The following is a 12,992-nucleotide window of genomic DNA, read 5'->3' on the forward strand; positions in this document are numbered from 1 at the left end:
GACCACCGGGGAGGTTCACCGCAGGCGGTACGCCTGGATGATCTCCTGGGTCACCGTGTTGCCGGCGGTGTCCCGGGCGGTGGCCCGCAGCGAGGCGTACCCCTTGCCGGCGGGGTGGTGTGCCGCGACCATCCACTGCTTGCCTACCTGGTACACCCGCGCCGTGCGCCAGTGCTTCCCGCCGTCGTACGACAGCTCCACGCTCAGCGACTTGACCTTCGCCGCCGGCGCGCCGGGCTGGCGCTCCACCTCGACCGGGATGAGGAACGGCTTGCCGGCCGCCGCGCTGTTGTCGTCGCGCAGCGGCGGCTGGAAGCGGACCGCCATGGCGGGCAATCCGACCGGTTCGTCTCCCGGCACGTGCGTGGAGACGAAGGTCCACGCGGCGTCGACCCGGGTGCTCAGGTCGGTGAAGCCGCGGGTCGTGGACACCTCCAGCCGGTACGTGGCGCCACCGGCGGGCACGGGGAACTCGGCCCACCCCGCGTCGGAGGTCTCGTCGACCAGCTTGCCGTCGCGGTACAGCGCCACCCGGGCGGTGTCGGTGAGCGAGTAGCCCCGGTGGCCCGCCTGGTCGCTGTAGAGCGACAGGTCGACCAGGATGGTGTCACCGATGCGGCTCACCCCCTGCCCCGGCCAGCGTGGCTTCGCCAGTGACGGCCCGTACGGCGCGACGTTCCAGGTGTCCCGGTAGGTCCGACCGGCCCGGTAGGCGGTCGGGGCGGACTCCAGCATCGAGTGGGCGTCCAGCCAGCCATCCTCGGTCGGCTTCCCGAAGGACAGCACGGACGACCACTGCACCCCGTTGGTGTTGTGGTACTCGGTCCGCTCCCCCGGCACCGCGACGGGCAGGACGACCGCGGACGAGCCGACCGGGTACTTCGCGGACTCGCCGAAGGTCACCCGTTCGACGTCCAGCCCCGGGTCGGGACCCCGGAACCGGTGCACCGCCGTGGCCAGGTCCCGCTTGCGGTAGTCCTTGGTGAATCCGGTCGGGAAGCGACCCGGGACCGCCTCGGTGACCGCGTACAGGTAGGGAGTGCTCGACACGTCCGGGTCGGTCCACTGGGCGGCGACCGTGGCGACGAAGCGCTCGGCAGGCACCCGGGCACCGAGGTTGGCGGACCGCAGGCCGGTGAAGTCGTCGGTACCCAGGCCGAAGCCGAAGCCGTAGTCGTCGCCGAGCCAGTTCGCACCCAGGTCGACCATCACGGGGACGGCGGAGGGCTCCGGCACCGACATCCGGACCGGCTTCGCCTTGCGCGCGTCGATGGTCAACTCGGTCGGCCCGTCGACTGTCAACTCCGGCTGCACCAGGGCGCTCACCCCGGCCAACTCCTCGCCGTCGATCTCCAGGAGGTAGCTGACCAGCCCGTACCGGCCCTTGGGCAGCCGGGCCGTGGCGGTGCCGTCCTCGGCGTACAGGTCGTGGTAGGCGGGCCGGTCCAGGCCCACCAGGGTGGTCCACGGCTCGGCCGCCGGCGCCCCGGTGGAGTCCAGGTGCCGGACGGTCACCGGGTAGCTCTCCACCTCGCGGTGCACGGCCAACGCGGTGACCGCCCGGACCGTGCCGGAGCTGGCGACGATCCGGCCGGTGTAGTAGCCGTCCGGGCCGGTGACGCTGGTGTCGGCGGTGACGTCGGCCTTGGCCGTACCGCCGGCCGGCACGGTGACCCGGGTGGTGGAGAGGGTGACCGCACCCGCCGGGGCCGGCTCGCCGTCCGGGCCGGTGACCTCGGCGGCCAGGTCGAGGGTCAGCGCCGTGCTGCCGGCGTTGTGCCAGGTCACGGTCCGGTTGATCGGCTCGTCGTCGTCGTGCGGCCACTCGGTACGGCCGAACGAGACGCTTACCGGGTCGCTGGTGACCACCTGGGTGATCGCCTTGGCCACGTCGACCCGGCCAGCGCCCTGCTGGTACGCGGTCAACTCCGGGTGGGGCTTGGCCGAGGCGGTCAGGGTCGCCTTGAGCTGGCCGGCCTGCCAGTCCGGGTGCTGCTGGGCGAGCAGCGCCACCGAGCCGGCCACGTGCGGGGTGGCCATCGAGGTGCCGGAGGCGGCCACGTACTGGCCGGCGACCACGTCGCCCATGGTGGTGCCGCTGGCCCGGGCGGCCACGATGTCCACGCCGGGCGCGGTGATGTCCGGTTTGAGGGCGTCGTCACCGACCCGGGGGCCACGGCTGGAGAACTCGGCCAACTCGTCGTCGCGGTCCACCGCGCCGACGGTGAGCGCCGCGTCCGCCGAGCCGGGCGAGCCGACCGAGCCGTCGCTGCCGTCGTTGCCGGCGGCGATCACGAAGAGGGTGCCGGTCTCGGCGGTCAGGGTGTTGACCGCCTCCTCCAGCGGGTCGATCTCCGGGCCGTCCCACCCGCCGAGGCTCAGGTTGACCACGGTGGCCTGCTTCTCCTGGGCGGCCCACTGCATGCCGGCCAGGATCGCCGATTCGGTGCAGAAGGTGGACTCGCAGACCTTCCCGCTGAGCAGCGTCGCGTCCGGGGCGACGCCGCGGTACTTCCCGCCGGAGGCCGCGCCGCTGCCGGCGATGGTCGAGGCGACGTGCGTGCCGTGTCCGACGGTGTCGCCGGTCTCGGTCACCTCGCTGAAGTTGCGGCTCTCGGCGACCCGGCCGACGAGGTCGGGGTGGGCGGCGTCGATGCCGGTGTCCAGCACGGCGACGGTCACCCCCCGGCCGGTCCAGCCGGCCTGGTGGGCGGCCGGGACACCGATCTGGGCCACGCTGTGGTCGAGGGTGAGCTGTCGTTTGCCGTCCAACCAGATCCGGTCGACACCCCCCGCTGTGTCGGTACGGGCCCGGCTGGAGCCGGCGGTCAACGCCGACCAGACCGCTGCGGTCCGGGCCTTGGGCGCCGTGACCGCCGCCCCCTCGATGGCCGGCAGGTCACGGGTCACCCGGACCCCGCCGAGCGCGGGTGCGCCGCGCCGGGCCGGACCGCCCGGGGCGTACCCGAGCAGTAGCGGCACGTCGTCCCGCCGGGCGTCGTCGTAGCCGGCGGCGACCAGCCCGGTGACGTCGAAGAGCCGGTGGTCAAGCTTGCCGGCGCGGATCAGCGGCAGCGCGTCCTGGGGCAGCACGCTCACCCGCCCCTGGTCCCGGCGGGTCAGGAACCGCATGCCGGCCCGTCCCTCGCCGCGTCGGACGGCGACGTCACCGGCGGCGGTCAGGGTCACCCGGTCCCCGGTGATCAGGGTGACGGTGGCCGTCCGCGCCCCGCCGGGCGGTGCCGACGGCACGGTCCGGGTCGGCCCGGGGTGCTCCGGCTGCCCGGCCGGCGCGGCCGAGGCCGCCGCCGGAACCCCGAACACCAGACCGAGTACGAGACCGAGCGCGATCGATTTTCTACTTCCGTGCAACGGTGCCTCCTCCTGAAGCGTTGTTACTGTCGGGAGTCGCATCGACACCACGGTCGCATCGACACCGGCCAGAATTGCATACCGAGTAGGTATCAGGGAAGACAGAAACATGACCAGTTAGGTACAAAGTGGAGTCATCACCAGGCAACGGGCGGCCGCCGACCTCGATGCGGGAGCGCATGTTGGCAGGTGAGGCGTACCAGGCCGACGACCCGGAGATCACCGCCGACCAGGAGCGTGCCGCCCGACTGATGGAACGCTTCAACGCCAGCCGGGCCGACGACCCGGCCGGGCGACTGGCCGCGCTGCGCGAACTGCTCGGCTCGGTCGGCGACCAGAGCTGGGTCCGGCCGCCGCTGTACTGCGACTACGGCTACCGCATCCACCTCGGACCGCGCAGCTTCGTCAACTACCACGCGGTCCTGCTGGACGTCGCCCCGATCACCATCGGCGCGGACGTCCAACTGGGATCGAACGTCCAACTGCTCACCCCCACCCACCCGGTGGAACCCGGACCCCGCCGGGACAAGTGGGAGGGTTCGGCACCGATCACCATCGGCGACAACGTCTGGCTCGGCAGCGGGGTCATCGTGCTCGCCGGGGTCACCATCGGCGCGAACACGGTGGTCGGCGCCGGCACCGTGGTGACCCGCGACCTGCCGGCGAACGTGGTCGCGGTGGGTAATCCGGCCCGGGTGATCCGCACCTTCGACTGAGGCGATCACGGCATTCACCTGCGAAAACCACTCGATCAGGGGTGGTCGACACGAGCAAAGAGGTGCACTCTGGGTAGCGATACCGTCACCGGGAGGTAGCCATGGCCGGCCGGGTCCTCGAACTACGCGTACACGGGGTGTCCAACACACCCCCGGACCAGATCCTCGGCCTGCAGCCCGAACCCGGTGGTGACGGCCCCCGCCCCTGGTTGGTCGCCGGCGACGAGGTGACCGGCTTCTACCGGTCCACCGCCGCCGGTGCCGCCGACCCACCCACCGCCACACCGCCCGTCGTCGAGGCGTACAGCTGGGGGCAGTTGACCTCCGGCGCGCGGACCGCGCACGACGTCTACCGGGCCTTCTGGACGCTGGTGTTGCCCTTCGCCCTGGCCAACGTCGCACTGCACGCCCGACCGGGCATCCCGCCCGACCCGGACCAGGAACGCTGGGGCAGCCGCTCCGGGATCACCGCCTGGCTGCTGCGGCTGTTCTGCCTGAGCCTGACCGGCACCCTGGCACTGGCCGCCACCGGCATCGGCGTCGACCTGGTCGGCTGGCAGTGCGTCGACGAGGCCTGCCTCGGCCGCATCCCCGGCCCGTGGGAGTTCCTCGGCCACGGCTGGTGGAGCGAGGGCAGCCACCCGCTCGCCGTCGGACTGCTGCTCCCGATCGGCCTGCTGGTCGTCCTCGGCCTGCTGACCTGGCGGACCTACCAGTACGAGGCTCAGATGCCGGCCCAGCCCGCCGTGCCGTCCGGGGAGGACGCCGGCACCACCGCCACCCGCACCACCGCCACCGGGCCGGCACCATCGGACCAGCGACTGGACAACCCGTTGCAGGACCCCACCTTCTGGTGCGGGGAGGGGCAGCTGCGCCGGGCCGCGGTCCTGCACCTGTGCACCGGTACGGCGACCGCCGCGGCGGTGCCGCTCGGCGCGGTGCTCGCGATGGACCCGCCGCACGGGGCGAAAGCCGCCGTCGCCTGGCCCTCGGTTCTGCTCTTCGTCGCCGTGGCGGTCATCGCCGTGGTGGCCCTGGGCCGGCCGTGGCTGAGCCGACGCGCCGGCGCCACCCCGCTCGGGCGGTGGAGCCTGGCGGTCATCGTGCTCACCGGCGTCGGACTGGCCGGCACGGTGCTGTTCCTGCTGCTACCGGAGGGGCCGGCCGGCTCCGCACTGGCCGCGCTGCGCCCGCCCGCCGGCTGCGCCGAGAACCCCCGGCTGGCCGGCTGCCAGGCCGACCGGTCCCTGCCCGGGTACGACTGGATCATCTCCTGGTTCGGCACCGGGCAGGTGCTGCTGCTGATCACGATCGGGGTGGTGAGCCGCTCCGGCCGACGTGCACTGGCCGCTCCGGTCACCGCGGTCCTGCTGCTCGCGGCGGGGGCCGCGTGGATCTCCGGTTGGCTGCCCGGTGTCGCGCCGGCCCCACCGGGGCTGGCGATCTGGATGCTCGCCGTCCCGGCGGGTCTGCTCGCCGGGACCGGGCTGCTGCTGCCCCGTACCGGGCCGGCCAGCACGGCCGTTCCCCCGGCCGGCCACACCGACCTGGCCTGGGGTGGCCGGGGTGCGGCGCTCATCGCCGGCTTCGGCTGGCTGCTCATGATCGCCTACTGCGCCGGCGTCCTCTACTGGGCCGCCGACCGGCTGAACAACGGGGCCACCCCCAGCGGCCGGTCCGCTGTCGTCCCACCGATCCCGGTGATGTGGGCCGGACTGGCCTTCGCGATCGCGCTGCTGACGTTGCTGGTCGTCGTGGTCCACGGCGCGGTCCTGTTCAGCCGGATCCGCTGCCGGGAGTACGCCGGCCTGGTCCCGCCCGGCAACACGCTCTCCGCCCACGAGATCCGTCGCTGCCGGGACGTCAGCACCTACCGGGCGTTGCACCGGCTCGTCGGTGAGCACGGAATCCGGCTCGTCGGCCGGTACGGGGTGGTCGCTGCCCTGCTCGCCGTCAGCGGGTGTGCCGCCGCCCTGTCCCACACCCGCCCCCACCCCATGTCGGTGACCGGCTGGTCGGTGGTGGTCAAGGCGGTCGCCGACATCGGTGACTCCCTGCTCGGCTGGCTACCGGTGGCGATCGCCGGGCTGGGCCTGCTGGTCTACCGCAACGAGACGGTCCGCCGCAGCGTCGGGGTGATCTGGGACATCGCCACCTTCTGGCCCCGGGCCGCGCACCCGCTCGCGCCGCCCAGCTACGCCGAACGGGCGGTGCCGGAACTCCAGACCCGCGCCGCCGGCCTGCTGGCGCTGCCCGAGAACGACCCACGCCGGATGGACGGGATCATCCTCTCCGGCCACAGTCAGGGGACCGTGCTCTGCGCGGCGATGCTCCTGCAACTGCCGGCCCGCTGGCGGCAGCGGATCTGGTTCTTCTCCTACGGATGCCAGCTCACCCGCCTCTACGGGCGGATCTTCCCGGCGTACTTCGGACCGGACCGGCTGCCGGTCCTGGCCGACGCGCTGACCAGACCCGACGCACTGACCGAAGCTGGCGCGCGGACCGAAGCTGGCGCGCGGACCGAAGCTGGCGCGCGGACCGAAGCTGGCGCGCGGACCGAAGCTGGCGCGCGGACCGAAGCTGGCGCGCGGACCGAAGCTGGCGCGCGGACCGGCTGGACGAACTTCTGGCGGGAGACCGACCCGCTCGGCTGGCCGGTCGGTGCCGGCGGGCAGGACCTGCCGGTACGCGACCCGGAGGCGCTGCACCCCAGCGACGGGGAGGTCGCCGACCCGCCGATCCGCAGCCACAGCGGCTACCCGGAGGCCGCCGAGTACCGCCGGGAACGGGCCCGGGTCACCTGGCTGCTCCGCCGGCCAGTCCCCGCCCCACGCCAGGGCGTCGACTGAGCAGCCCGCCGCCGGGGTCCGGCAACGCCCGGCAGCCGGACGCCGGCCGGGTCCGTTCCGGTGACCGGGCCGACCGGGCCCAGTCCGGGTCCGTTCCGGTGGCCGGGCTCAGTCCGGTGGCGGGTCGGTCAGCCGGACCACCAGGTCGGCGCGGTCGGCGGTGCCGGCCACCCGGGCCGCGTTGGCCTCGTCGCTGCCCAACGCCCAGGCCCGCGCCTGCTCCGGCGACTGCCCGTACCCCAGGCGTCGGTCGATCAGCCGACGGTGCCGTACCTCGGCGTCCAGGTCGAGGAACCACGCCTCGTGCAGCAGCGACCGCACCTCGTCCCACGGCGGATCGGAGAGCAGCAGGTAGTTGCCCTCGGTGACCACCAACCGGACCTCCGGCGGCACCTCGATCGCCCCGGCGACCGGCTCCTCCAGGTCACGGCGGAAGGTCGGGGCGTACACCGCGGTCATCTCCAGGCGGCGGAGTCGGCGCAGCAGCGAGACGTACCCGTTGGCGTCGAAGGTGTCCGCCGCGCCCTTGCGTTCGGCTCGGCCGAGCCGCCGCAGCTCGACCTGGGCCAGGTGGAAGCCGTCCATCGGCACCAGCCGGGCGGTCGGGCCCAGCTCGGCAACGATCCGCTCGGCCAGGGTGGACTTGCCCGCCCCGGGGGCGCCGGCGATGCCGAGCAACTGACGGGGACCGGCCTCGGCGAGGGCCCGGGCCCGGCCGACCAGCTCGGCGACGGTGTACGAGGGCGTCGGTGGCGGTGGCGGTGGCGGCGACGGAGGTGGCGGCATCAGTTCAGGACCGGCTCGCTGATGGTGAACCGGGCCTCCACGCTGGCCTGCACGGACTGCGGCTGCGGATCGAGATCCAGCTCCGGCCGGCCGTCCTCGACGGCACCACCCATGGTGAACGCCGCGCGGGTCATCATCGGCTGCGGGTTCAGCCCGCTGTCGGCCAGCTCGACCAGGGCGGTCACCCGCGCGCCGAGCGCCTCGGCGTACTCCCGGGCGCGGACCAGGGCGTCGGTGATCGCGGCGTGCCGGGCCTGCCGGTACACCGGGCTGTCCGGCCGCAGTGACCACCACGGGCCGGCCACCTCGATCTGGTCCTGGTCGGCCAGGCGCAACATCAGCTCACCGAGGGCGGTGAAGTCGGTGACCGTCACCGTCGTGGTGACCCGCCCCTGGTAGGCCACCACCCGCTCACCGGAGCGTTTCGTCAGCGGGTACACCTGCACCTCACCGGTCTCCCGGCGGTCGACGTCGGCCGAGTCGAGCAGCGCCCGCACGGCGGCGGCCCGCTCGGCGAGCCGGGTCAGGGTGGTCTCCCGGTCGCGGTCCCGGGCCGACGCGGTCACCCGGAACCGGGCCAACTCCGGAGCCACCTCCCGGTACGCCTCGCCGCGCACCGCCACCACCGGTCCATCCACCATCCCCCCACCCTAGGTGAAAGGAAGGGCCCCCTGTTAACGCCTTTGGTAGAGCGGGGAACCCTTCTCACACCCCGACACCGCCACCACAGTGGAGCCGGCGCACGCCGGGGGGAAGCCGGCGCCACGCCGTGGGAAGCCGGCGCACGCCGTGGGAAGCCGGCGCACCCCGTGGGAAGCCGGCGCACCCCGTGGGAAGCCGGCGCACCCCGTGGGAAGCCGGCGCCACGCCGTGGGAAGCCGGCACGCCCGGGGGGTCAGGCCGTGGGAGCCGGTGCCACGCCGTCGGGAGCCGGCGCACGCCGGGGAAAGCCGGCACGCCCGGGAGGTCAGGCCGGCTGCGGCAGCCGGGCGTCGTAGGTCACCAGCGCGGCCTCGACCCGGCAGCCGGTGAGGTGCCCGCCCGCCGCACCCAGGCCGGTCAGGTAGGACAGCTCGGCGACCGGGTCGGCGTCGACCGGGAACTCCCGCCGCTGGCCGGTGAACGGGCAACCGGCCAGGGTCGTCCGGGCCGCCCGGGCCTCGTCGTACCGGGCGGTGAGGGTGCCGGCGTCCCCGGCGGTCAGCGCGTCGGCGAGCTCGTCGAGGAAGGCCCGGACGGCGGCCAGCTCGGCCAGTACCCGCTCCCGGTTGCCGAGCAGCATGTTCGCCGTCCGCCCGGGTGGGCTGCCGGCCACCCGGGTGCCGTCGCGGAAGCTGCCGGCGGCCAGCGCGAGCACCGCGTCGCCCAGCTCTGCCCGGTGCGCCGCACCCGCCAGCGCGCCGGCCACCAGATGGGGTACGTGCGAGCAGAGCGCCACCACCGAGTCGTGCTGCCCCGCCGTCATCGGCACCACCCGGGACCGGAACACGTCCCGCAGCAGCCCGGCGAGCCACCGGAACGCCGGCAGTCCCGGGCCCGTCGGGCAGAGCACCCAGGCGGCGTCGGCGAACAACCCGGGTACGGCCGAGGTGAGCCCGGCCCGGTCGGTACCGGCCATCGGATGCCCGGCCACGAACCGGTGCCCCAGCGCGTGCCGCTCGGCGAAGTCCGCCAGCTCCGCCTTGGTGCTGCCGACGTCGGTGAGCACGCAGCGGTCGCCGGCCACCCGGGCCACCCGCAGCAGGGTGTCGGCGAGGGTGGGCAGCGGCCCGCAGAGGAAGACCACGTCGCGGTCGACCACCGCCTCGTCGAGCCGGTCGGGGCAGACCACCCCCTGCGTACGGAGCTGCTCCCGGGTCGCCGGGTCCGGATCCCAACCGGCCACGTCGAGACCGGCCTGGCCCAGCCCGAGCAGGACCGAGCCGCCGATCAGCCCGGTACCGACAACCGCCGCCCGGACCGGACCGTCAGACGGTTGCGTACCGTGATGTGCCGCTCGGCGCGGGGGCGATGATCCCGGCTCGTCCACCGGCAGAGGATATCTCCCTCGGTAGGGCTCCTCCCCGCCCAGCCGCGAGCCAGCCGCCCAGCCGCTAGCCAGCCGCCCAGCCGCGAGCCCGCAGGCCGGCCGCTAGCCCGCAGGCCCCGCGAGCCCGCCTCCAGCCGCGAGCCCGCCGGCGAGCCCGACGGGCGCGGTCAGTCCTCCGCGCCCACCCGGTCCCGCTGGGCGAGGAACGAGCCGACCGGATCGCTGGAGTGGTACTGCCACGGGAAGGGCGTCACCAGGTCGCCGATCACCTCGAACTGCTCGGCGGCCGAGGAGAGGTCACCGGCCATGGCGAAGGCCATCGCGAAGGCGTTGTGCACGTTGGGCCAGCCGGGCCGGCGCCGGTAGTCGGGGTGCCGCACGGAGTGGTCGGCGGCCGCATTCAACTCAGCCAGCACCTCCGGCTGGCCGATGTAGTCGGCGTCCTCGCCGATCGGCAGGTCGACCCACATCTCCAGGTGCGCGACCATGACCAGCTTGCCCAGGGTGGAGCCGGCGGGCGCCTTCGCCGCCGCGCCCCGGGCGAACTCGAACATCTCCTCGTGGCTGCCGGACCACTTGCGGCAGAGGTACTGCAGCATCGCCTCGTGGGCGACCCGGTGCCACGGGTACCGTTCGACCACCGCGTCGAAGCGCCGCCGAGCCTCCGCCGGATCGACCTGCCGGCCCCGGGCCGACTGGACCAGGAGGGCTCGGGCGGTGACGTCCTCCGGATCCCGGTCGACCACCTCGTCCAGGCAGTTCTCGGCGAACTTGAGCCCCTTGTGAAACTCGCGGAACTGCTCCTGGCTGGTCTGCGCCGCTCGGGCCGAACCCCGGGCCTGGCCGGCCCGGTGCAACGCGTGTGCCCCCTTGACCAGCATCGGCAGGGTCGACCGGGGCTCGGCGTCGATCCACTCGCCGATCCAGTCCTGCACCCCGTCGACCTGGGCGACGACCCCGAGGCAGAACGCCCGGTCATCCGGGTCGGTGACCGGGGTGAGCAGGTCCCGGGCGGTGGGCCAGTCCCGCAGCTCGAACGCCGCGATCAACGCCTCGGCGGTCGGATCGCCCTGGGCCGGATCGATCGACAACGCGGGGCTCTCCTGCTGCTCCTGCCGGGCCCGGCGCCGGAACGGCCACATGGTTCGTCCTCTCCACCATCGGTCGGTGGTCTCCGATCGACTGAACGGAGGGTTGCCGACAAAAGATCCACATCGTACTGTCCGTCAGCCATCCGCAGGAACCGGGTGGATCACGGGGAAGGACAACACATGGCTGCGACGTACCGGGCGCTCGCCTCCGTACTGATGCTTGTCGGTTTCTATCTGGTCGCGCTGCTGCAACTCGCGGTCGTCGTGGCCGCTTTCGGGTGGCTGACCCGGGAGCGCTCCGGCCTCTTCGCCACCAACGTGCTGTGGCCGCTGATCGCCGCGCTGGGTGCGGTGGTCGTCGGCCTGTGGCGGTCCCTGCGGACCAGGGACGAGCCCCTGCCCGGACTGGTCCTGACCGAGCAGGACGCGCCGCAGCTCTGGGCGACCGTGCGGGAGCTGGCCGACGCGGTGGCCACCCGGGCGCCCGACGAGATCCGGCTGGTGCCCGAGGTGAACGCGGCGGTCACCGAGCAGACCCGACTGTTGGGGCTCGTCGGTGGCCGGCGGACCCTGCTGGTGGGTATGCCGCTGCTCCAGGCCATGCGGGTCGACCAGCTTCGCTCGGTGCTCGCCCACGAGCTGGGTCACTTCTCCGGCCGGCACACCCGGTTGGGCGGGGTGGCGTACCGGGGACGGTTGGCCATCGGGACGACCATCAACCGGATCGGCAGGTGGAACCCGATCGGCATGGTCTTCCGGGGGTACGCCCGGCTCTACCTGCTGGTCGACAACGCCGCCTCGCGGCGTCAGGAGCTGGAAGCCGACCGGGCCTCGGTGCTGCTGGCCGGGCCGGAGGCGGCGACCTCCGCGCTGCGCAGCCTGCCGGCGATCGACGCCGCCTGGTCGTTCTACACGCAACGGTACGTCGAGTCGGGCTGGTCGGCCGGGCTCGCCCCGGACGACCTCTTCGGCGGCTTCGGGCAGCTGCTCGCCGCCCGGCAGGAGGAGATCGACCGGCTGCGGGAGGAGGCCCCGGAGGGCTCCGCCTCCCGGTGGGACACCCACCCGCCGATCGGCATCCGGGTCGCGGCCATGGCCGACGCCCCGGCCGGCGGGGCCGCGCCGGACGACCGCCCCGCCGGGGTACTGCTCGCCGACGTCGACGCGGCGGGCCGGGCCCTGCAGGCGGCGGTGGTCGAGCACGGCGACCGCACCCTGCTGCCCTGGCCGGAGTTCATCGCCGCGACGCTGGCCGCCTCGGTGCAGCACCGGGCCGACACCTTCTACCGGGCCGCCGGTCGGTTCACCGGCACCACGGAGCCCGGTCTGCCGACCGTACTGGAGCTGGTACGTGAGAACCGGCTCGGCGAGTTCGCCGAGCAGTTCTTCGACGACGCCACCCGCAAGGAGGCGGCACAGCGGTTCGCCGGTCCGCTGGAGACGCTGCTGATCAACGCCGCGATCCGCTCCGGGCGGGCCCGCTGGCAGCTGTCGTGGAGCGCCCCGGCCGAACTGGTCGGGGTCGACGGCGAGCCGCTGGACCTCGCCGAGGCCGCCAAGCTGGCGGTGTCGCCGCAGACCCTGGACGAGGCGTTGGCCCGGCTGACGGCACTCGGCATCGACCCGGGCGCGGCGACGGTGGTGCAGACCCGGGCCACCGGACGCAACGCCGGCCTGATCGGCGGGATGGCCAACGTCAAGTTGGACGGGCAGAAGCACGACCTGCTGATCCTCGACCGTGGTCTGGTTCTGGTCGGTAACCCGGGTTCGTCCGACGAGGGCAAGGAACGCCTGCGACGGCTGGCCGGTTCGACGACGTTGGAGGAGCTGGCCCAGAGCCACACCTTCGTACCGTTCGAGGAGGTCACCGGGGTCGAGGTGACCCGGGAGGTGCCGCTGAAGGCCACCCTGACGCTGCACGACGGACGGGCCGTGACGCTGCACGAGTCCTTCACCGGCGACCTGTTGGAGCCGAAGAGCCGGGACACCCTGCTGGAGGTCTTCAGGTCGCTCGACGACTGACCGCCCCCGCCGGTGGTGGCCCGGTCGGCGAACCGACCGGGCCACCACCGGCCACGAAGACGTCCCCGCCGGCAACCGGCTGGGCTGGCCCCCGCCGTCAACCGGCTGGGCTGGCCCCCGCCGTCAA

The 12,992-nt window shown here is 73.8% G+C and carries 8 protein-coding genes; 3 read left to right on the forward strand and 5 right to left on the reverse strand.

Features of this window, described 5'->3' with window-relative positions; all coding sequences use genetic code 11:
- Positions 1-15: 15 nt before the first annotated feature.
- A complete protein-coding gene (locus GA0070617_RS24825; RefSeq protein ID WP_091447312.1) occupies positions 16-3,414 on the reverse strand; it encodes a S8 family serine peptidase in 3,399 nt (1,132 codons plus the stop codon).
- A gap of 137 nt (positions 3,415-3,551) precedes the next feature.
- Between GA0070617_RS24825 and GA0070617_RS24830 the strand changes: the two genes are divergently transcribed.
- Positions 3,552-4,088, forward strand: coding sequence for a sugar O-acetyltransferase (locus GA0070617_RS24830; RefSeq protein ID WP_091443422.1), 537 nt, complete (start codon positions 3,552-3,554; stop codon positions 4,086-4,088).
- A 101-nt stretch (positions 4,089-4,189) separates the two neighbouring features.
- A complete protein-coding gene (locus tag GA0070617_RS31825) occupies positions 4,190-6,937 on the forward strand; it encodes a hypothetical protein (protein WP_091443425.1) in 2,748 nt (915 codons plus the stop codon).
- Between the two features lie 108 nt (positions 6,938-7,045).
- Here the strand turns inward: GA0070617_RS31825 and GA0070617_RS24840 are convergent, their stop codons facing one another.
- From GA0070617_RS24840 to GA0070617_RS24855, 4 genes are all read right to left on the reverse strand, one after another.
- Positions 7,046-7,723 carry a nucleoside/nucleotide kinase family protein gene (locus GA0070617_RS24840; RefSeq protein ID WP_091443429.1) on the reverse strand — a complete coding sequence of 226 codons (678 nt, stop codon included), beginning with the start codon at positions 7,721-7,723 and terminating at the stop codon, positions 7,046-7,048.
- Positions 7,723-8,364: an SIMPL domain-containing protein gene (locus GA0070617_RS24845; protein ID WP_091443432.1), complete on the reverse strand. Its 642-nt coding sequence runs from the start codon at positions 8,362-8,364 to the stop codon at positions 7,723-7,725. The genes GA0070617_RS24840 and GA0070617_RS24845 overlap by 1 nt, the downstream gene beginning before the upstream one ends.
- A gap of 326 nt (positions 8,365-8,690) precedes the next feature.
- On the reverse strand, positions 8,691-9,758 hold the full coding sequence (locus GA0070617_RS24850) for a prephenate dehydrogenase (RefSeq protein WP_373868448.1): 1,068 nt from the start codon (positions 9,756-9,758) through the stop codon (positions 8,691-8,693).
- A gap of 161 nt (positions 9,759-9,919) precedes the next feature.
- Positions 9,920-10,894 (reverse strand): hypothetical protein, encoded by a 975-nt coding sequence (locus GA0070617_RS24855; protein ID WP_091443438.1) that lies wholly within the window; start codon positions 10,892-10,894, stop codon positions 9,920-9,922.
- A 129-nt stretch (positions 10,895-11,023) separates the two neighbouring features.
- Here GA0070617_RS24855 and GA0070617_RS24860 point away from each other — a divergent pair, with 129 nt between their 5' ends.
- Positions 11,024-12,865, forward strand: coding sequence for a M48 family metallopeptidase (locus GA0070617_RS24860; protein WP_091443441.1), 1,842 nt, complete (start codon positions 11,024-11,026; stop codon positions 12,863-12,865).
- Positions 12,866-12,992 lie beyond the last annotated feature (127 nt).

Origin of the sequence: Micromonospora yangpuensis, assembly GCF_900091615.1 — a bacterium.
Taxonomy (GTDB): Bacteria; Actinomycetota; Actinomycetes; order Mycobacteriales; family Micromonosporaceae; genus Micromonospora; species Micromonospora yangpuensis.